The sequence below is a fragment of the Leifsonia sp. LS1 genome, assembly GCF_020521355.1.
GTDB lineage: Bacteria > Actinomycetota > Actinomycetes > Actinomycetales > Microbacteriaceae > Leifsonia.
In genome coordinates, this window is record NZ_BPER01000003.1 from 155,158 (window position 1) to 175,734 (window position 20,577).

The following is a 20,577-nucleotide window of genomic DNA, read 5'->3' on the forward strand; positions in this document are numbered from 1 at the left end:
GCGTCGTTCTCGGTCGGTTCACTTCATGCCGGACAGCACCACGCCACGGACGTAGTACTTCTGCAGGAAGAGGAACAGGATCAGCACGGGCAGGGTGCTGATGACGATCCCGGCCATGACGATCGGCATCGTGCGGTTGGGGTCGATGAAGCTCTGCAGCAGCTGGATGCCGACGGGCAGGGTCATCAGGTCGGGGTTCGCCGAGGCCATCAAGGAGGTCCAGATGTACTCGTTCCACTGGCCGACGAAGGTGATCAGGCCCAGCGTGATCGCCACCGGCTTGGCCTGCGGCAGCACGACGCTCCAGAACAGCCGCCACTCGCCCGCGCCGTCGATCCGTGCGGCTTCGAGCATCTCGTTCGGGACGCCCACCATGAACTGACGCATCAGGAAGATGCCGAAACCGCTGACCAGGAACGGGAGCATGAGCGAGACGATGTTGGTCGTCATGCCGCCGTCGCCGCCCTGGCCGAGGATGTTGTTGCCGCCGACCAGCGGCCAGTTCAGCATGATCAGGAAGTCGGGGATCAGCAGCAGGAACGGCGGGAGCATCATCGTGGCGAGGATGAAGCGGAAGATGACCTCCCGCCCCCGGAAGCGCAGCTTGGCAAGCGCGTAGCCGGCCATCGCCGAGGTGATCAGCACCGATGCCGTGACCGCGACGGTCACGATCACGCTGGTCAGGAAGAGCTTGCCCAGCTGCAGCTCGGTGAAGGCCGCGTAGTAGTTGCCCCAGGTGAACTCCTGCGGGAGGAAGTGATACGGCAGGATGCCGTACTCTCCCGATCCCTTGAACGAGCTCGACACCATGTCGAAGAACGGCAGGGCCATCGCGACCCCGCCGATGGTCACGACGAGGTACGAGAACCAGGGGGTGCGGACGCGTTTGTTACGGAGGCGCATCAGTCGTCGTCTCCCGCTCGTCGGCTGACCCAGAGCTGGATCAGGGTGATGATGAAGATGATCACGAACAGCACCATGGCCATCGCGCTCGCCGTCCCCCAGGCGCCGAACTTGAAGGCCTGCTGGTACATCTCGAAGGCTGCGACGTTCGTGGAGTTGACCGGGCCGCCGTCCTTGGTCATCACGATGATGAGGGCGAACGACTGCAGGCCGGCGATGACCTGCGTGATGAACACGAACACGAGGGAGGGGCGCAGCAGCGGCAGCGTGATGCCCCAGAACGTCTTCCAGCTGTTCGCGCCGTCGAGCTCGGCCGCTTCGTAGACGCTGCGGTCGATCGCCTTGATGCCGGCGGTCAGGATGAGCACCGCCGCGCCGATGGATGCCCACGCCTGCACCACGGCGACCGACGGCAGCGCGATCTTGGGATCGGACAGGAAGCCGATCGAGTTGATGTGCAGCGCGTTGAGCAGGCCGTTGATGAGGCCGGACGGCTGGTACATCATCTTCCACACGTTGCCGATCGCCACCACGGTGGCCACGACGGGGAGGAAGTAGAGGAAGCGCCAGAACCCCTGGAACTTGAGCCGCTCGATGCACTGCGCGACGATCAGCGATCCGGCGACGGCGAGCACGACCGACAGCGCCGCGAACACCAGCGTGTTCACCAGGATCGGCGAGACGAAGGTGCTGTTGAAGTTGAGGATGTCGGTGTAGTTCTGGACTCCGATGAAGTGGATCTGCGTGAGGTCGTACCCGCCCCACTTCGAGAGCGACAGGAAGATCGCGAAGAACGACGGAAGGATCAGGAAGACCAGGAAGAACAGGAGCGACGGTGCGAGGAACAGGTATCCCGCACGCCCCTCCCTGCGGAAGCGGCGACTTCTCGTCGTGGTCCGTGGCCTGGGTGCCTCGAGCTCGCTCACCGCTTCACGGGTGGGGGTCGCGACTGTGCCTGTCATCGTTCTGTGCCTGTCATCTGCTGCCTCCGCGGGGCGGGAGGGGCGGCGGGACGCCGCCCCTCCCGAGGGTCGTGTCGGGTTACTTGCGGTTGATCTCGGCGACCAGGTCGTTGAACGTCTGGTTGACCGGTGCGTTGTTCACGAGGATCTGATCGAGGGCGTTGTGGAGAGACGTCTTCGCTTTGTAGGCGTTCGCCGCGTTCGACTCGGCCATCGCGTAGCCGGCCGCCTCGTAGATCGGCTTGAGGTTGGGGTCGGCCGCCTGGAGCTTCGGGCCGAGGATGTCGGCGTCGGCTTTACGCGGCGGGATCAGACCGTTCGAGGCGAGGAAGTCGCCCATCTCGGTCACCCCCTCCTTGTTCTTGTGGGAGTTGAACCAGGTCAGGAACTGCCAGGCCTGCTCCTTGTGCTTGCTCCCGGCGTTCACACCGGTGAAGAACGCGTAGGCGAGTGAGCCCTGCTCGCCGGCCTTCGGGCCGGGGACGGGGGCCGTGCCGACGTTCTTGTACTCGTCCTTCATCTGGTTCTTGAGGCTGCCGATCCACCAGCTCGCCTGGATGGCCATCGCCACCTGGTTCGCAGGGAACGCCTTGGTCGGCATGATCGAGGTCGTCGTCGCGCCGTTCTTGGCCAGCTCCGACTCCAGTTCCATGGTCGCCTTCGCCGTGCTGTCGAGGGCGGAGCTGCCGTCCGGCTTCAGGAACTTCCCGCCCGCCGCGTCGAGCAGCGAGAGGAAGGGGTGCGCGGTCTGGTTGTCGCCGTCCTGGATGAGCGACAGGCCCTCGACCTGGTAGTTGCCGGAGGAGTCCTTCTTCGTCGTCTTCTCGGCCACCTCCTTGAGCTGGGCCCAATCCGTCGGCGCGGAGTCGTACCCGGCGTCGGCGAGGATCTTCTTGTTGTAGTACAAGACGTACGTGTTGAACTCGGTGGGGTATCCGAAGACCTGGCCGTTGCCGCCGGTCACGGCCGCGGCGGCCGCAGAGCTGTAGTTCGTCTTGATGTCCTCGGCGACGTCCGCCGGCGGCTTGTCCAGCACGTTGTTGGCCGCCAGCTGACCGCCCCAGAGCGCGTACGAGCTCAGGATGTCTGCGCCGCGCCCGCCGGTCTGGCGGACGTTGAGGGTCGTGAGCAGGTCGTCGAACTTGACGGTCTGCTGCTTGACCTGGATGTCGGGATGCTCCGAGTTCCACTGGGCGATGAGCGTGCTGATGCCGCTCTTCATGGGCTCGTCGCCGTAGTGGCTGAGGAAGGTCAGGGTGACCTTCCCGTTGTCGTCGCCGCTGGAGCCTCCGCTGCAGCCGCTCATGACGAGTGCGGTCGCCGCGGCGACGGCCGCGGCGGTGACGAGCCGGCGGCGGGACGGTGCTGTTCTCATGGTCTTCCTCTCGGTGATGTCGTGGCCGCTCAGCCAGCGAGCGGCGCGTGCAGGATCGCGAAGGTGCGGGTGACGCTGAAGCCGGTCTTGAGGTACAGGTGGCCGGCGGGCGAGGTCTCCTCCGTCCACAGGAACCAGGCGCTGTGGGCGCCGAGCGCCCGCATCCGTTCCAGCGTGAGGTGGAGGAGGATCTCACCGAGGCCGGTCCCCCGGCTCTCGGGAAGGACACCGAACGGGCCGAAGCGCTCGAGCACGTTCTCGTACGTGCCGTGCATCGCCCAGCCGAGCATCCTGCCCTGCGGGTCGCGGACCGTGATGATCCGTTCCAGCGGCTGGCCGCCCAGCACACCCTCGCGGATGCCGCGCGCCCAGTCGGGGTTGAACCGGGTGCCTGCGATGCGGATCAGCTCCGGCAGGTCGTCCCCGGTCGGCGACCCGAAGCGCCATCCGGCAGCGACCAGTGCATCGGCCCGCTCCCGGATGCGCTCCGGCATCGCGTAGTCGTTCAAGGTCCGGTCCATGGCGACCGACTCGTACTGCGTTGTGAAGCCGAGCGAGGCGAGGAGCCGCTGCGCGTCGGGGTAGCGCTCGCCATCGAGGCCGGGGAGGAAGTAGTTGGGGGTGTACGACGAGAAGTACGCCGTCGTCGCGCCCTGTTCCGCGAGCCAGCCCATCGTGCGCCGGAGCAGCGCCGTGCCGATCCCCGAGCGACGCGCCTCCGGCACGACGAAGAAGAACGGGATCCAGCCCGAGCTCCGCTCGAGGTCCGCGCCGTCGGCCGCGATCAGCCGGCGGACGCCGTACGCGGCTCCGACGATCTCGCCGTTCTGCTCGGCGATCGTCAGGCCGTCGGAGTCGAAGTTCCTGTCCAGCAGGAACATGTCGCGGAACCGCGATTCGGTGATCCCGTCGGCGGGCGCCGAACGCGTCCAGGCCTCGGCGATCAGGGGACCGTCGCCGGTGCGGAACGAACGGATCGTGGGTGTCGTAGTGGTCTGCAGCATGGCTCTCCTCGCGCTCACTTCGCTGTGGTGCTGGATGTCGGTGCGGTCGAAATTACCTTCATAAGAACAATGCTGTCAAGCATTTTCAGCCAGGAAAGGATTCTTGGCAATCATTTACGTGCCCGTTACACGGCGGAAACACGCGGATAGAGCAGCACATCGGGCCCGTAGAGCTCTGTCACGTGAGCGGCCGGGCCGACGAGCCCGCCCGCCGGCAGCCCCGACTCCACCGTCCTGCGCAGCTCGTCGGAACCCCAGAGCAGATCGATGGCGTGCCGGCGATCCGGCCCGTCCAGACGCTCTCCCGGCGGCAGGAACCGGAACTCGTCCGGATACAGCTCGGCGATCGCATCGAGGACCGCCAGCCCCGTCGCGACCGGACGGAACGCGTCGCGGTCGGTCACGTGCAGCTGTACGCCGCGCACCGTCGAGCCGGCGTACTTGTGGAACGTCGGCGCGAACCACACTTCGCGGAACAGGACCCCGGCCATGCCCGACTCGCGGAGCCGGGTCGCAAGGCGGCCGTCGATGTAGGGAGCGCCCAGCATTTCGAACGGGCGCGTGGTCCCGCGCCCCTCGCTCACGTTCGTTCCCTCGAAGATGCCGGTGCCGCAGAACGCGAACGCCGTGTCGAGAGTCGGCATGTTCGGCGACGGCGGCACCCACGGCAGTCCGGTGCTGTCGAAGCCGCCGCCCGGATTCCACCCTTCGGCCTCCACCACGTGCAGGTCCACCGTCAGACCGCGGCTGGCGAGGTCACGGGACGCGAACAGCCGCGCGAGTTCTCCTGCCGTCAGCCCGTGGCGCTGGTTGATGTCGCTGCGACCGACGAAGCTCGAGAACGCGGCATCAGGAAGGCCGGGACCCTCCGCGCGAAGGCCGCCGAGCGGGTTCGGACGATCGAGGACGACGAAGCGCATCCCCGTCCGCGCGGCGCTCTCCAGAGCGTCGTAGAGAGTCCAGATGTACGTGTAATAGCGGACGCCGAGGTCTTGCATGTCGAAGACGACGGTGGAGACGCCCGACTCCTGGAACACCCGGTCGAGCTCGGCTCCGGACTTCAGATAGGTCTCGACGATCGGGAGGTCGGTGCGCGGATCGTGCGACTCGGACTCGGTCTCTCCCGCCTGCACCGATCCGTTCAGACCGTGCTCCGGACCGAACAGAACGCTGATCGGAGCACCCGCCGAGACCAGCGCGTCCGACGTGCGGCCCAGGTCCGGCATCGTCCCGGTGAAGTTCGTCAGGAGCCCGATCCTGCCGTCGCCGAGCAGTCGGATGTCGTCAGCGGCGCGCTCCGCGCCCGTCCTGGTGCGGGTCATGATCCTCTTTCGTCCTGCGCCGCCAAGACCCGCGCGGAGGGCACAGGACGCGACGGCGCTCAGCTGTCGTCGCGGAGTTCCTTGACGATTTCGTACGTGCTCTTGAGCGCCTGAACGGTGCGGTCGTAGCGACCACGGGCCACCCCGACGAACAAGTAGTCGATGATCGTGAGCTGGGCGATCCTGCTGGCCATCGCGCCGGAGCGGAAGGTCGTCTCGCGCACGGCTGTGCGCAGGACGCTCTCCGCCTGCTCGGCGAGCGGCGAGTCCGGGACGTTCGTGACGGCGACCGTGTGCGCGCCATTGCGTCGGGCTGCACTCAGGAAGGCCATGGTCTCGCGGGTGCGCCCGTTGTGGGAGAAGCCGATCGCCACGTCGCCCTGCTCCACGAGCGCGGCGGAGACCAGGGCATCGTGGGCGTCATGGAAGGCGAGCGCGACGTGCCCGATCCTGAGCAGCTTCTGTGCGAGATCCTGTGCGCCGGCGTTGCTCGCGCCGACACCGAACAGCACCACGCGCTTCGCCCGCTCCAGCTTGCGGATCACCCGTTGGAGGACCTTGATGTCGAGAGTGTCCGCTGTCTCCCGGATGCCCAGGATCTCGCTGCCGGCGATCTTGGCGACCATCTCCGCGAGGGTGTCCGACGGGCTGATGTCCGCCCCGTAGGCTCCGTCTCCATTGCCGCCGAACTCCGCTGACTCTTTGGCCAGTTCGGCCGCCAGCTGGAGCTTGAGCTGCGGATAGCCCGTGAAGCCCAGGGCTCGGCAGAATCGCACGATGGACGCCTCGGAGGTGTCGCAGGCCCGCGCGAGCTCGCTGATCGTGTTCTCCATCACGATCTGCGGGCGCTCGAGGATGACGTCCGCCACGCGCCGCATGGTGGGCGGGAACGAGTCGACGTGAGACTGGATGCTCGTCTGAATACTCACGGTGAGAACACTAGTGACGTTGTCGCTCAGTGCCACGCGTCCTCCTTCCCACCTCGTCGTCGTGTCACAGTACTGAGATCGGGCAAAATCTGTCAATCATTTACTTGCTGGCTTCCGTTGCTGTAATTTGTCTTCATCCTAACCGTGGAGGACCTCCGTGAGCCCAGAAGCCGGACCGCGTTTCCTGACCGGTCTCATCACCGCGCTCCGCGCGCGAGGGCCGGCCTCCACCGCGGCGACCGCTCGGCGCCGCCATCGACCGTGCGGCGGCTCTCACCCTCCGCTCCGACCTGCCTCACGAAAGGTAAGCCATCCGTGTCTAGACTGACCGACCTCACCGGACGCCCGCGCGACGTCCTGCACCGCGAGCTGGACGCACTGACGACCGAGAGCGTGGCGTCCGACCTGGGCGACCTCGACACTTTCGAGACCTCGCGGCTGGTCTCGCTCATGAACGAGAACGACAGCGAGGTGCCCGCAGCCGTGCGCCAGGTGCTCCCCCGGGTCGCGGCGGCCATCGACGACATCGCCGCGCGGATGCGGGCCGGCGGGCGGCTGATCTATGTCGGCGCCGGAACGGCGGGGCGGCTGGGGGTCGTCGATGCCAGCGAGTGCCCGCCCACGTTCGATGTCGACCCGTCCCGCGTCGTGGGCGTCATCGCCGGAGGGGAGACCGCCATCCGCACGGCCGTCGAGGACGCGGAAGACGACCGCGACGGCGGCGCCGCGGCGATGGCGGCCATCGACGTGACACCGCTCGACTCGGTCGTGGGCCTCTCCGCCTCCGGCCGCACTCCCTTCGTCTCCGGTGCGCTGGAGTTCGCACGGTCGGCGGGAGCGCTGACCGTCGCCGTCGCGTGCAACCGGGATTCGGCGATCGGGCGGGGGGCGGACCACGTCATCGAGGTCGTGGTGGGTCCGGAGTTCATCGCCGGATCGACGCGCCTGAAAGCCGGGACCGCTCAGAAGCTGGTCCTCAACATGATCTCCACCGTGACGATGGTCCGGCTGGGCAAGACCTACGGCAACATCATGGTCGACCTCCGCGCGACGAACGAGAAGCTGCGTGTGCGCGCCGAGCGCATCGTGATGTTCATCACCGGATGCGCCGCAGACGAGGCGGCCGCGGCGCTCGAGGGCGGAGGCGGCTCGGTACAGGTCGCGGTCCTCATGCTCCTGCGCGACCTCAGCCCGGAGGATGCGGCGGAGCTCGTCGAGTCCAGCGACAGCCTGCGTACGGCGCTCGCCGGCGCGTGAGGGTGTGAAGATGAACGGACTGTCCATGGGTGCGATGCACCCCCGGGTGCTGATCGTCGGTGCGGGGCTGCGCGGCCGCATGTTCGCCCATGTCGTCGCGACGGAGCCGCAGGCCGAGCTGGTCGGATTCGTCGACCCCGCTCTCCCGCACGGGGCGACTGCGACCATCGACGGGCAGCCGTTCCCGGTGTGGCGGAGCATCGCAGACGCGTACGCGGAGGCCGACCCGAACTCCGCGATCATCGCCACACCCGACTTCCTTCACGCCGATGCCGTGACGGAGCTGGCGAACCGCGGTGCTGCGCTGATGCTCGAGAAGCCGGTGGCGACCACGCCGGAGGACACCGCACGGATCGACGACGCGGTCGCGCGGGCGGGCGTCTACTGCATGGTGGCCTTCGAGAACCGCTGGAACACTCCGTTCCTCACGATCCGCCAGAGCGTGGAGGCCGGCCAGACCGGGGCGCCGATCTTCCAGGCCGCCCGGCTGAGCAACACCTACTCCGTGCCGCAGCGCATGCTCTCCTGGGCCGCGAAGAGCTCGCCGTTGTGGTTCCTCATGCCCCACACGGTCGACCTCGTCCAGTGGATCGGCGGCGCAGACATCCGCACAGTCTTCGCACGGGGCACCCGGGGCGTCCTGGCCGGTCGCGGAATCGACACCTGGGATGTCGTCCACGTGCTGGCCGAGCTGACCGACGGTTCCACCGCCTCCCTCACCTCGGCGTGGGTCCTGCCGGAGAGCCACCCGGCGCCGGTGGACTTCACCTACGAGCTCGTCGGAACGCAGGGCTCCGCCCTGACCGACATCGGGCGCAGCGGAGTGCAGGTCTTCCAGGACCGCCACACGACTGTCGGCGTGCTCGGCGGGGCATTCGATGGCATCGACAGCGGGGCGCCCGCCTGGATGACGCGACGGTATCTCGCCGACCTGAGGTCGGGGCGCAGCCCGGAGACTCCCCTCGCGGCCGGCATCCAGGTCAACAGGGTGCTGTTCGCCGTCGAGCGGTCGCTTCGGTCCGGCGCGAGCGAAGTCGTCACCTGACACGAGACCATCGCGGTTGCGCTCCAGGCAGCAAAAACCCCCGGATTCCGTCATGGACCGGGGGTCTTCGTGGTGGCTCCGACCGGCATCGATCCGGTGACCTTTCGATTAAGAGGATGTCGCTTTCAGCGGTTGCTGCGGGCTACCAGCCAACACTTCACGTGCTGATCAGCGCTGGTTTCTGTTGCTAGCGGTTGTCCAGCTCGATTTCGACACAACCGGGTCTGCCGCCTGCTCGAGAGGACCGTCACCCAGGCCGGTGGCCGACGCCAGGCTCCCTTCGACGCTGACGCAGCCCCCTTGCTCGCGTCGGTCGCCGCCGACCGCAGCAGACCGGGGTTCACCGTGAAGCGATGAGCCATGCCTACCCCCAACATCCGATTCCCCACGCCCAACACGACTCCGTGGACCTCGTTCTATAACGCAGGATTCGCCTGACGGGCCTATCCAGTATCGCCGCGGAGCGCGCAGGGCCACTGGGGGAGATGTGTCTTCGGTCGTAGGTAACTGCAGTGTCACGTGCCGTCGAGCGCCGCTGACGCGTCCTACCGGTACTGGTCGACCGTGAAGGGCTCGCAACGCATAGACGCAGAATCGTGTCAGCACCAAGTCCGACGGGGTGGGATACCCGCCGGAACATCGAAAGGGCTGGAAGTCAACAATGTAGGGCCTTGATGACTCGATGCTGAACGTGACGGCTCCGTCGCCCTATCAGATGACTAGATCTCAGCTGGATACTTCGTGCCATCGGCCCCTAGCTGTTAGACAAACCCGTACCGGGTCGCGCGCTACCGAAGGGGTGAGTGATGAATCGACGGGGGAGAGTTACTGCCGGAATTGCGGCAGGTATTATCTGCGTTGCCGGACTGGTCTACGGAGGTCCAGGGGCAGTCGCATCAACGGCGGATGCTGACTCCTCGCTGGTAACCGGTGCGGCCAGGGTCGCGGAAGGTAACACGGGATGTCCTTCCTCGTTCGAGGCTGTCGTCCCTGACCGGACTGCGGTGAAGGCCAAAGGTGTGAAGGCGATTCTTCCGGAGGGCACTTCCGCCGATGTAATCGAGTCGGCGAGCAAGAACAAGCTGATGCAGAGGATCGTTGCAGACAATCCGACGTGGCTAGACCATATCGACTGTAAGGCGATGGACGTGCACTCTGAACCCGCCCGAAGCAGCTCAGGGATCAGTTCCGCAATCGATCCGTTTGCTTCATGCAGTTCGAATTGCGCATCATCCAACTGGTCTGGCTACGAATATGACGGGTTGGACTCCAACCACGTCTTCTACACGTTGGCGTCCCAACTTTGGAAGGTTCCTGCGCCTGATGCCCCCGTGGCGACCACAACACGACGAATCTCGATCTGGCCGGGAATCGGGAGCGGAAGGTCCGCATACGATCAGCTTATTCAGGCCGGCACGGAGACGTTCTCTGGTCCGCTCGGAGCTACGGGGACGTACGGCTGGTTCGAGTCTTTCCCGTACCAAAGCGAGCAGCAGATCGGCAATCTGACGATCCGGGCGAACGACGATGTCTACTCGATCATCACCTACAGTGGAGCCATCAACAGTTCCTGGACCTTCGACTTGTGCAACGGGACCCTCAACGTTTGCGCGTCAGGAAGTGAATCCTTCCCCGCCGGCGGCAGCAACTCTGTCATCGGGCAAACCGCCGAGTGGATCGTTGAACGATCCGGTACGCCTGTCGGCCTTTCCGAGCTGGGTGATTTCGTCCTCCAGCCAATCCAGGACGCACAAGGCTACAAAGAGCACGGTGGTGGCGCGTCGAACGACTTCTTCGCTGTCCAGAGCGTCGATGCGAACGCGAAGGCGATCAGGATGACCTCCTGTAGCGGAGCAACTCAGCTTGATCACATCTACACAATCCCGAACGTCGATGGAACCTTCAATCTGCTCTGGGACAACTACGGGGCAATCGAATCGTGCCCGTGATAGAACTGAAAACGTGGGGGCAACGAGGCGGGTTCTGATGTGGATCGGGCTCATCGTGGCTGCATTGCTATTGGCACTGATTCTGGTGGCGGTCGTCGCGGTAGGGGGCTACGCGCTCTACATCTGGATCGCGCATCCAAGTTCGTTCTCGGTGCCGTTCCGCTCGTAGCCGCTGATGCGGTGGATCGACGATTGGGGGATCGTTTGTCGAACGGGTGCTGCGCTGTTCCCGTGACGGGGGTTCATTATGAGTTGTCATAGCTGTCAGCGGGTGCGCGACGTGAAGATCATCGTCTATCTCGCCCAAGGCTATTCGCGGCAACAGATTGCGTCGCTGCTCTACATGAGTGAGGCGAACGTGGCCTACAGGCTTCACCTCATGCGAACGCGGGCACACGTGCAGAATTCGGCCGCATTGGTTGCTCGGGCATACAGCTTGGAGCTACTCGATCGCTCGGCATGGCCGCCCGCGGCTGGCGAACGCTGCCTGTGTGATTTGCGCGTCGACGTGGCGCAAGAGCAGTAGGCGCTGTCCTCACCGGTAGTGATCGATCGTGAAGGGATCGAACGCAGCGATGCCCTTCACCTACAGCGGGTGGTGGGGGTGGCCCGCGCGGCGGACGGTTCCTCTCGACACCCAGCTGCTCGAGGAGAGAGCGGGAGGGCGGGGACGTCTCAAAGGAGCGGCGCCAGGAAGGACCTCTTGGTGCTGAGCGCACCCCAGCCAGACCATAGGGTCAGGTTGCGCCCGTTGACGAGCTCGGCGACGTGCCGCTCGTTGTTGACCTTGAGTCTCGGTCCGGTGCGATGTGGAGCTCGTTCGAGCCGAGCAGCGTCATTGGCGCACATTCTGCAAGTGACAGCGCTGAGCATTCGGAAACCGGGTTAGGCTCCAGGCGGCATCAACAACGGCATCCGGCACGTCCTCCGCGCCCACCGTGGCATGAGCGAGAACCACATGAAACGCGCCGCCGAATGGTTCCTCACCCTCCACGAGATCCCCCTCCACGACGCCCACCAGCTCATCCAGCCGACCACAACGCCAGAGCCGAAAACCGCCGAACTCAACACCGACGACACCGTGCGCCGACCCCCTACGACACCGGCCTCAGCGCAGACGAAGGCCTCTGGACCCGCTCAGGCTGGGCAGGACGCCCCTGACACGCCCGACAGCATCCACACGTTCTTGCCTATAAGTCGACACGAGACCATCGCGGTTGCGCTCCAGGCAGCGAAAACCCCCGGATTCCGTCATGGACCGGGGGTCTTCGTGGTGGCTCCGACCGGCATCGATCCGGTGACCTTTCGATTTTCAGTCGAACGCTCTACCAACTGAGCTACAGAGCCTCACCGCCGGGGCGGTGATAGACGGAAGCCCTTCCGAGGGGAAGGGCTTGTCGCCGTGGCGACCCTGACGGGACTTGAACCCGCGACCTCCGCCGTGACAGGGCGGCACGCTAACCAACTGCGCTACAGGGCCTTACTTCTGTGTTCAATTGTACGTGACGCCCACTGCTTGCGAGGACGGGTGACCCCAACGGGATTCGAACCCGTGCTGCCGCCGTGAAAGGGCGGTGTCCTAGGCCGCTAAACGATGGGGCCGGGTTGTCCCGCTCCGCTTTCGCTTCACGACGACCACCGACGCATAAGCATACGGAAGATGCGGACGGAATGCGAATCGGTCCTGCATCCCGGGCGGGTCCGATGCCGGGCCGCCCCCGCAGGAGGTTCCGGATCGGGCGACGCCCCACGCAAATGCCGGGATTCGGCGGGTCTCCGTGGCAGATTGCGAGCGACGGCTCCCCCCGCCGTCCGCGTGAGTCACGCGCCGTCGGCCCCGCCGCGCCCACCGACCCTGGGCTTCGCGGGCGCATGTTGGTAAAGTTGCACGAGTTGACTAGCGATACCCGTGCGACTGGTGTGACGAACGAGACATGATGCGATGCGTGAAACGAGCGGGTTCGAGGTGGCGATGAGACGCGAGACGAGTGGATTCGGGGAGAGGACGCCCCGGCGACGCGGTCGGGTGCTGCGCACCGGGATCGCCGCCCTGGTCGTCGCGGCCGTCGCCGCGGTCGGCTCCGTCGCCCCGGCCTACGCCGAGGACTACCCGAGCTGGCAGGACGTCCAGAACGCCAAAGCCAACGAGTCGACGGCATCCGCCCAGGTCGACAAGATCACCAACCTGATCGCGCAGCTGAAGGGCGAGGTCGCCACCACGCAGGCCGAGGCCGAGAAGCGTGGCGCCGAGCTGCAGGTCGCCGAGGCCAAGTTCGACGACGCCAACATGCGGGCGCAGGAGCTCGACAAGCAGGCGGCGGAGAGCCAGCAGAAGGCCGACGCCGCGAGCGCCCAGGCGGGCAAGCTGGCGGCGCAGCTCTACCGCACGGGCGGCCGCAACCTGACCGCCAATCTCTTCCTGAGCGGCAACGGCGCCTCGTCGAAGAGCCCGGACAAGCTCCTCTCCGACCTCGGCAGCATGTCGAAGCTCGTCGAGCAGTCGAACAAGGTCTACAGCGACGCGAAGGCGGCGCAGAACACGGCGGACTCGCTCTCTGCGCAGGCGGAGGTCGCCAAGGCGGAGCGCGAGAAGCTGCAGATCGCCGCGCAGGCCGCGATGGAGGCCGCGATCGCCGCGGCGAAGGCCGCGCAGGACAAGCTCGCCGAGCAGCAGAAGCAGATCGTCGTGATGCAGGCGCAGCTGGCCGCGCTCAAGGACGCCACGGCGAAGACGGTGCAGGGATACGAGGCCGGGGTCGCCGCCGCGGCCGCTGCGGCCGCCGCGCGTGGTTCCGGCGGACTCCCGGGCGGCTACGTGGGACCGCAGGGGTGGGCGGTCCCCGCGGCCGGCCCGATCACCGACGGCTTCGGCTCGCGGCCGTCGCCCGGCGGCGTGGGCAGCACCTACCACCAGGGAATCGACATCGGCGCCGGCTGCGGCTCGCCGATCTACGCCGCGTACGGCGGCACCGTGATCTACGCGGGCTACTACGGCTCGTACGGCAACTTCGTGCTGATCGACAACGGCGGCGGCATCAAGACCGGTTACGCGCACATCCGCGACGGCGGCATCATGGTCGGCATCGGCCAGGGTGTGGGCGCCGGGCAGCCGATCGCCCGCGTCGGAACGACCGGAGCCTCCACCGGGTGCCACCTCCACTTCGAGGTGCGCATCAACGACGTGAAGATCGACGGCATCCCGTTCATGAGAGACAGGCAGGCCCCCCTTGGCTGAGAACGACAAGAGCACACGCACCCGCACCGGGCTGGCGATCGGCGCCGGCGTGATGGGAGCGGTCACCGCCTCCATCGGCATCGTGACCCCCGCGCAGGCGGTCGACTACCCGTCGTGGAACGACGTGCAGCAGGCCAAGTCGAACGTCGCGAACCAGCAGGCGATGATCGACAACATCACGTCGCTGATCGGCACCCTCCAGTCGGGGGTCGACGCCGCACGCGTCGAGTCCGCCAAGGCCGCCGAGGCGTACCTGCAGGCCAAGATCGCGCTCGACTCCGCGACCGCCAAGGAGGCGGACCTGCAGAAGCAGGCGACGGATGCGGCCGCCAAGGCGAAGACCTCGCAGATGCGTGCGGGACTCCTGGCCTCCCACCTGGCGAAGTCCGCGGGCGGCGACATGACCAGCCAGCTCATGCTCAACGGCGGAGGCTCGGGCGACAACGCCGACAAGCTCCTCTTCCAGCTCGGCACGATGAGCAAGCTCACGGAGCAGTCCAAGGCCGTGTACGAGCAGGCGACCAAGGACAAGAACGCCGCCGAATCGCTGAAGGCGCAGGCCACGTCCGCCAAGTCGGCCCGGCAGGAGCTCGCCTCGCAGGCCGACACGGCCCTCGCTGCCGCGAACGCCGCCCAGGTCAAGGCTCAGGCCGCGCTGGCCACGCAGGAGAGCAAGTCGACCGAGCTCGTCGCCCAGCTCGCCGCCCTGAAGAACACGTCGTCCACGGTCGAGGCCGCCTACCTCCAGGGCGAGCAGCTCAAGGCCCAGCAGGAGGCGGCGCGCAAAGCCGCGGAGCAGGCCCCGCCTCCGGCGAGCTCCGGCGGCGGATCGTCGTCCGGCGGCGGGTCGTCCTCGGGCGGCGGATCGTCCTCGGGCGGTGGCGGCCCGGTCGCGCCCCCCGACGGCAACGTCGTCGACACGGCCATCGCGTACGCGCGCTCGCAGCTCGGCAAGCCCTACCAGCTCGGCGGCGCCGGTCCGAGCACGTGGGACTGCTCCGGCTTGACGATGAAGGCCTACGCCTACGCGGGCGTCTACATCGGCTCGCACTCGGTGAACAACCAGTACTACACGGCCCAGGGCAGGGGTCAGCTCGTCTCGTACAGTGCCAAGCAGCCGGGCGACCTCATCTTCTGGGGCAGCGGCCCGGGCGACTTCTACCACGTCGGCATCTACATCGGCGGCGGACAGATGATCGCTGCGCCCACCGAGGGAGACGTCGTGAAGATCCAGTCCGTCTGGGGCTCGCCCTGGTATCAGGTGGCGCGTCCCTCGGCCTGATCCACGGCGAGGCGAAGGCGGTGAGCGATGGAGGTGCCACAGCAGTTCGTCTCGCGGCCCCGGCTGCTGCAGCGCCTGAGCGCGCCGACCCGGTTGATCTGCATCGGCGCGCCGGCCGGGTACGGCAAGTCGGCGCTCGTCCGTGAATACGCACGGGCCGCGCGCGAGCGGTGCGCCTCCGTATCCGGACGCGGCAGGGGCCGCGCAGAGCTCTGGTTCGACATCGCCGTGCGCTTGGACCTCGTGCAGCCCGGCGACCAGGGGGCCGGGTCCCAGCCGGACGACTGGATCGAGGCCGTGTCGCAGGTGGACGAGCCCGCCACCGTCATCGTGGACGACGTGCCGTCCGAGCCCGCCTTCGCCCACGACGTGCTCCGCCTGCTGGAGTCGACGTCGCTGCTCCGTTTCATCCTGACCAGCCGGCACCCCGAACGATTCACGGCACTCGCGGCGGCCTCACCCTCGGCGGTGGAGCTGATCGACGCGACCGACCTGGCGTTCACCTCCGCTGAGGCCGGCGGGCTCCTGAGCCGGCTGCGCCCGGCCAGTCCGTTGCCCGTCCCCGACAGCATCTCGCCTTTGCGGTGGCGGATCGTGCTCCTCGCCGGCGAGAACTTCGACGACAGCCGATCCGCCGAACGCTACCTCGAGTTCGTGCTCGCCACCCAGGAGGATCCGGACGGGCTGCTCTCGGCGTTCGCTCGCCTAGCCTTCTCGCCGGTGCTCTCGGACGCCTTCGTTCGGTCGACGCTCGGTGCCGAGCATCCCGCCCGTCTCTCGCTTGCGGAGGAGCTGGCGTTGGGCAGGTGGACGGGGCCGGATGAGTTCGAGTTCTTTCCCGAGATCCGGGCGGCGTTGCGCAACCGGAGAGCGGAGCGCGGGACCGACGAGACCCGGGCGTGGGTGAGGCGGGACGCGCTGTGGGCGCTGGAGAACGGCCACCCGTGGCCGGCACTGCAGGCCGCCCTCGAGATCGATGATCTGTACTTGGCGTCACGGGTGATCCGCACGAGTTGGGAGGGGCTGGTCGACTCGCCCGCCGCCGCCGCCCTCCAGCGGGTCCCCGTCGGCGACAGGAGCAGATTCCCGGCCATGAACCTGATGGTCGGCTTGCACTATCTCGCCGCGGGCAACAAAGACGCCGCCCTCCCGATGTTCGATCTGGCCGCGGAGTCCATCCGCAAGAACGTGGGAAGCGCCGAACCGGGGGAGCAGCTGTGGCTCCTCGGGATGCTGACGGCCGCGCTGCGTCTGCAGGGCAGGCTGACGGGGGCGGTGCGCGCGGCCGCTCGGGCCGAGGGGATCGTGCAGACGTATCCGGAGCGTGCGCTGATCGCCGAGCCGGGGACCAGCCGACTGATCGTGCATTTCGCGCTCACTTTCGTGAACGCCGGCCAGATCGATCGCGCCGAGGCCATGCTGACTCTGGGGTTGCGCTGCAACGGCCCGGGTACGGCGGGCTGGTTCCACTGCGTGAGCGTGATGGCCGGAGTCGTCGCCCTTGCGGGACGGCTGCGCGAGGCGACCGAACTGCTGCGGGTCCGCTCCGACACTCCGCATCCCGCGCGCTGGGATCACAGCTATCTGGGCTTCTTCGGGGTCCTCGCCGAGTCGATCCTGCTGCTCGAACGCGGGGACGCTGCACTCGCCCGGACCACGCTCTCCGTGCTCCAGCCGCACCTGGCGACGGTCGAGCATCGTCCCGCGGCGATCGCTGTGGAGTGCATGATCGATCTGGCCGAGGGAGACCACCCCCGGGTCAGAGCCGTGATCGACGGCGCCCTTCTCGACGGGTCAGCACCGTATTGGCGCGGCGTGCTGGCCGCCGAGTCCCGGCTCGCCTGGCTGCTCGCCGGGGTCCCTTCCCCGGCCGGCTCCCGCGCGCAGTCGCCTGTCGGGCAGGTGCTGTCGGCGCTCGAGTCCGTTCTCCGAGACGATGCCGGATCGGCGCTCGTCACCCTCGCCGACACCACAGCCGAGGGAGTCGCGGGGGTGTCGCCACGCGTGCGAGCGATGGCCGCCGTGGTCGGTGTCGCGGCGGCGGATGCCGCCGGGGCCGACCTCCTCGAGCGACTCGCGGCGGATGCCGGTGCCCTGCTGTCGCACCACGGGCTCTCCACCCCTCTTGCTCTCGCGCCGGACGGCGTTCAGGCGGTCATCGCCCGGCATATCGCGGGCGGCGCGCCATCCTGGCCCTACCGCTTCCCGGCGCTCGAGGAGCTTCCGACCCTTTCGCGACGAGAACTGGAGATCCTCTTCGCGCTCACGCGCTGCCGGACGCGTGAGGAGCTCGCCGACCAGCTGCAGGTCTCGATCAACACGATCAAGACGCAGTTGCGGTCGGTCTACCGGAAGCTGGGCGTGAGCAGTCGCGAGGCCGCGCTGGCGCGCGCCAGCGAGCTCCGGCTGATCGCCGGACCGCGTCAGGGGTGAATCCGAGGGCGATTTGCGTCCTCTGCGGTGGCCGGCGCCTGCCGGACCGCCGCCGCGCGTGGGCAGCATGAGGGGTGAATTCTCTCCCAGACGACGTGCACGGCGCCGACGACGAGACGGTGGTCAGTCGAGACGGATACGTCTACCGGTTCCCCTCATCCGTGCCAGAGCATGATCGGCAGGTCGGCCTCGGTCGCCCCGACTTCCGCGTCGGCTACATCGACGTGGCGCACGGCTGCTGGCAGGCCACGACCATCGACGGGGTGATCCTCACCGGTGACGGATGCTCGGACGACGCCGTCCGCGCCCTGCTCGATCTGAGCATCGGCGGCTCCGCCGATGAGTGAGCGGCGTCCGCTGCACCTGCCGGGATCGCCGCCCCCGCCGATGCCCGCGGCATTGGTCACGCGCGCCCGGCTCCTCGCGAAGCTCGATGCGGAGGCGCCCCTCGTGATCGTGGAGGGGCCGAGCGGGTGCGGCAAGTCGACCCTCCTCGCGCACTGGGCGAGTTCCGACGCCGATCGGACGATGCTGTGGTTCGACTATCCGACGACCGCCGGTTCGTTCTGGTCGCAGTTCGCCGACCTGCTGTCCCTTTCACCCGCCCCGCTTCCCCAGCTCGCCGAGCAGCTGGCGGCGATCGGCCGCAAGGTCGTCGCCGTCATCGACGAGTGCGACGACGATCCCGCCCTGCTCGCGCAGATCCGCGCGGTGACCCGCACCGCAGGCAACGCGCGGTTCGTCATCGCCACACGTCACGCTCCGGCGATGACGGACCTGTCGGAGAGCTGCGACATCGATCAGACCGTGATCGGCGCGCGCGAGCTCATGTTCCGTCGGTCCGAGGCGCGAGAGCTCGTCACACTCCTGGCAGGCCCCCACGACCCCGACGAGGTCTACCTCGCCGACACGGTGCTGCCCCTGGCGGCACGACTCATCGGTATCGCGCTCGCGCGCGGAAACTACGGCGCTTTCGACTGGAACGGGCGTGGGCGCGCCCACGTCGCCGAGGTCCTCGTCCGCCGCACCATGTCCCGGATACCCGACTCGGACCTGCTCACCGCGGCGATGCGTCTCTCGGTGGCCGAACGCGTCGATCAGGAGCTCTGCGAGCGGCTCCTGGCGACGGACCGGGCGTGCTCCGCCCTGGACGAACTCGAGCGTCTGGGGATCGGCTTCTCGACGGTCGAGGGCGACCGCCGGATCTTCACTCTGGTGCCTCTGTTGCGCCAGGGCTATTTCGACGAGTTGTGCAGACGACACCCGGGAGAGGTGGCAGGGCTCCGTCGCGTGACCGCGCTCTGGTGCCTGGAGAACGATCGTCCACTCGAGGCGATCCGCAACGCCGTCGCCATCGGTGAGTTCTATCTCGCCGCCCGCGCCGCGCAGTCCGGGTGGCTCCGGCTCGCCGGCCCGGACCTGCGAGCGACCGGAGAGTGTCTCCGCGCGATTCCCCGCGAGCTGATCGGCAGACACCCCGTCCTCGCTGTCCTGGCTGGTCTGGCCGTCGACGACGTGCGGCCGGGACGGGCGCTGGCGTACTTCGAGGACGCACTGACGGCGCTGCGTCGCGTGGGCTCGACGATGGAGTCCGACGCCGTGTGGACGCTGACGCTGCGGGCGATCGCCCGTCGCGCGCTCGGCGAATCGGCGCACAGTGCACGCGCAGCCCACGCCGCAGCACGCGCAGCAGAGCAGCTTCCGAAGCCGGCCCAGGAGGAGCTGGGGACGACGCTCGCCGCCCTCATGCTGGAATGCTCCCGCTGCCTGCTCTCCGCGGGAGCCACCCGGTATGCGGTCCACGCGGCCGAGTCGGGGCTGGGGTGGGCCGACGGCGCCGTCCGAGAGCAACTCGCCCTGGTCGCCGCCGTCGCCTCGGCGATCGATGGTCAGGTCGCGACAGCGCTCCGGCTGCTGCCCGATCCCGACCAGCGCGAGCGTCTCGCGGGGCCGTTGGCCGAGACCCTCCGTCTGATCCTGTGCGCGGAGAATGCCGCGCCTTCGCAGTATCCGCATCACGACCCGCTCGCGGCCGAGGACGCGCCGGGAGACTGGGCGCTGGTGTGGGCGTCCGGTCTGCATGCGCTCGGCACGGGAGAATGCGAGCGGGGCTGCGTCGGCGTCGGGGACGCCGTGGCCGCGCTTCCGGCGGCGAGCGCCGGGCGTGCGCGGGTGATGCTGATGCACAGCCTTCTGCTGATCGCGACCGGGCAGTCCGGTCGAGCCGACCTCATCCTCTCGTCATCGCCACGGCGCGGAGCGGAGGCCGCGCTCGTGCGGTCCCTGCGCAGCGCACAGGCCGGCCGGACGGAGGACGCGCTGCGGGAGGTGTCGACCGCATTGCGCGCGCCCGTCGAGGACGATCCGCGCGTCAGCGCCGCGGCGTGTGCCGTCGCCTCCGCGTGCCTGCACAGACTCGGGCGCCCGGCGGCAAGCGAACGGATGCTCCACCGCAGCGCCGCCATCGCGATGCAGCACGGGCTGACCACCCCGGCCCTCGTCTGGGGCCGCACAGGCCGGCCGGAGGCCCAGCGGCCCGGCGCGCTCGCCGCCTCGGGCTGGCTGGCCGGGGCGGACGCCTGCGAGCCCCTGACCGCGCGCGAACGCGCCGTGCTCGAGCACTTGATCGAGCACGACTCACGACAGGCTCTCGCTGACGCCCTCGGGGTGTCCATCAACACGGTCAAGACCCAGTTGCGCTCTCTCTACCGGAAGCTGGGAGCCACCGACCGGCGATCGGCGCTGCTCAACGCCGTCGATCTCGGGATGCTGGGACAGCCCACCGGCGCCCCGCGCGCATGACACGCCACAATAGGGGCACCGGCCCGGCACAGCTGCCGTGCTCGTCGAGGATGCCCAGGACCACCGACCGCCCGAAGGA

At 67.9% G+C, this 20,577-nt stretch carries 16 protein-coding genes and 3 tRNA genes; 10 read left to right on the forward strand and 9 right to left on the reverse strand.

The window, feature by feature from the left end:
- Positions 1-18 precede the first annotated feature (18 nt).
- The 6 genes from LLS1_RS06950 to LLS1_RS06975 form a co-directional block, all read right to left on the reverse strand.
- Complete coding sequence (locus LLS1_RS06950) at positions 19-903, reverse strand: carbohydrate ABC transporter permease (protein ID WP_223358031.1); 885 nt, start codon at positions 901-903, stop codon at positions 19-21.
- Entirely contained in the window at positions 903-1,865 is a 963-nt protein-coding gene (locus LLS1_RS06955) for a carbohydrate ABC transporter permease (protein ID WP_223358030.1), read from the reverse strand. Before LLS1_RS06955 ends, LLS1_RS06950 begins: the two co-directional genes overlap by 1 nt.
- A 79-nt stretch (positions 1,866-1,944) precedes the next feature.
- The gene (locus tag LLS1_RS06960) at positions 1,945-3,240 is read right to left on the reverse strand and encodes an extracellular solute-binding protein (RefSeq protein WP_226654287.1); all 1,296 of its coding nucleotides are present in this window, start codon (positions 3,238-3,240) and stop codon (positions 1,945-1,947) included.
- Between the two features lie 29 nt (positions 3,241-3,269).
- Positions 3,270-4,244 carry a GNAT family N-acetyltransferase gene (locus LLS1_RS06965; RefSeq protein WP_226654289.1) on the reverse strand — a complete coding sequence of 325 codons (975 nt, stop codon included), beginning with the start codon at positions 4,242-4,244 and terminating at the stop codon, positions 3,270-3,272.
- Between the two features lie 125 nt (positions 4,245-4,369).
- On the reverse strand, positions 4,370-5,566 hold the full coding sequence (locus tag LLS1_RS06970) for an exo-beta-N-acetylmuramidase NamZ domain-containing protein (RefSeq protein ID WP_226654291.1): 1,197 nt from the start codon (positions 5,564-5,566) through the stop codon (positions 4,370-4,372).
- Between the two features lie 59 nt (positions 5,567-5,625).
- Complete coding sequence (locus LLS1_RS06975) at positions 5,626-6,495, reverse strand: MurR/RpiR family transcriptional regulator (protein ID WP_226654293.1); 870 nt, start codon at positions 6,493-6,495, stop codon at positions 5,626-5,628.
- 315 nt (positions 6,496-6,810) lie between these two features.
- Here LLS1_RS06975 and murQ point away from each other — a divergent pair, with 315 nt between their 5' ends.
- From murQ to LLS1_RS06995, 5 genes are all read left to right on the forward strand, one after another.
- Positions 6,811-7,752: an N-acetylmuramic acid 6-phosphate etherase gene (murQ, locus tag LLS1_RS06980; RefSeq protein ID WP_226654294.1), complete on the forward strand. Its 942-nt coding sequence runs from the start codon at positions 6,811-6,813 to the stop codon at positions 7,750-7,752.
- Between the two features lie 10 nt (positions 7,753-7,762).
- Complete coding sequence (locus LLS1_RS06985; protein WP_226654296.1) at positions 7,763-8,797, forward strand: Gfo/Idh/MocA family protein; 1,035 nt, start codon at positions 7,763-7,765, stop codon at positions 8,795-8,797.
- 806 nt (positions 8,798-9,603) lie between these two features.
- Positions 9,604-10,746: a G1 family glutamic endopeptidase gene (locus tag LLS1_RS06990; RefSeq protein ID WP_226654297.1), complete on the forward strand. Its 1,143-nt coding sequence runs from the start codon at positions 9,604-9,606 to the stop codon at positions 10,744-10,746.
- 37 nt (positions 10,747-10,783) lie between these two features.
- Positions 10,784-10,915, forward strand: a complete 132-nt coding sequence (locus tag LLS1_RS19465) for a hypothetical protein (RefSeq protein WP_264186835.1) — start codon at positions 10,784-10,786, stop codon at positions 10,913-10,915.
- Positions 10,916-11,026: 111 nt separating this feature from the next.
- Positions 11,027-11,272: a hypothetical protein gene (locus LLS1_RS06995; protein WP_226654299.1), complete on the forward strand. Its 246-nt coding sequence runs from the start codon at positions 11,027-11,029 to the stop codon at positions 11,270-11,272.
- A gap of 745 nt (positions 11,273-12,017) precedes the next feature.
- Here LLS1_RS06995 and LLS1_RS07000 read toward each other — a convergent pair.
- The 3 genes from LLS1_RS07000 to LLS1_RS07010 all read right to left on the reverse strand — a co-directional run bounded on the left by LLS1_RS07000 (position 12,018) and on the right by LLS1_RS07010 (position 12,348).
- Positions 12,018-12,093, reverse strand: a tRNA-Phe gene (locus LLS1_RS07000).
- A gap of 56 nt (positions 12,094-12,149) precedes the next feature.
- A tRNA-Asp gene (locus LLS1_RS07005) sits at positions 12,150-12,226 on the reverse strand.
- 49 nt (positions 12,227-12,275) lie between these two features.
- Positions 12,276-12,348, reverse strand: a tRNA-Glu gene (locus LLS1_RS07010).
- Between the two features lie 340 nt (positions 12,349-12,688).
- Between LLS1_RS07010 and LLS1_RS07015 the strand changes: the two genes are divergently transcribed.
- The 5 genes from LLS1_RS07015 (at position 12,689) to LLS1_RS07035 (ending at position 20,498) form a co-directional block, all read left to right on the forward strand.
- Positions 12,689-13,981: a peptidoglycan DD-metalloendopeptidase family protein gene (locus LLS1_RS07015; RefSeq protein WP_226654300.1), complete on the forward strand. Its 1,293-nt coding sequence runs from the start codon at positions 12,689-12,691 to the stop codon at positions 13,979-13,981.
- Positions 13,974-15,263, forward strand: a complete 1,290-nt coding sequence (locus LLS1_RS07020) for a C40 family peptidase (RefSeq protein ID WP_226654302.1) — start codon at positions 13,974-13,976, stop codon at positions 15,261-15,263. Before LLS1_RS07015 ends, LLS1_RS07020 begins: the two co-directional genes overlap by 8 nt.
- A gap of 27 nt (positions 15,264-15,290) precedes the next feature.
- The gene (locus LLS1_RS07025; protein ID WP_226654303.1) at positions 15,291-17,696 is read left to right on the forward strand and encodes a LuxR C-terminal-related transcriptional regulator; all 2,406 of its coding nucleotides are present in this window, start codon (positions 15,291-15,293) and stop codon (positions 17,694-17,696) included.
- A gap of 74 nt (positions 17,697-17,770) precedes the next feature.
- Positions 17,771-18,043, forward strand: coding sequence for a hypothetical protein (locus LLS1_RS07030; protein WP_226654305.1), 273 nt, complete (start codon positions 17,771-17,773; stop codon positions 18,041-18,043).
- A complete protein-coding gene (locus LLS1_RS07035; protein ID WP_226654307.1) occupies positions 18,036-20,498 on the forward strand; it encodes a LuxR C-terminal-related transcriptional regulator in 2,463 nt (820 codons plus the stop codon). Before LLS1_RS07030 ends, LLS1_RS07035 begins: the two co-directional genes overlap by 8 nt.
- Positions 20,499-20,577: the final 79 nt, after the last annotated feature.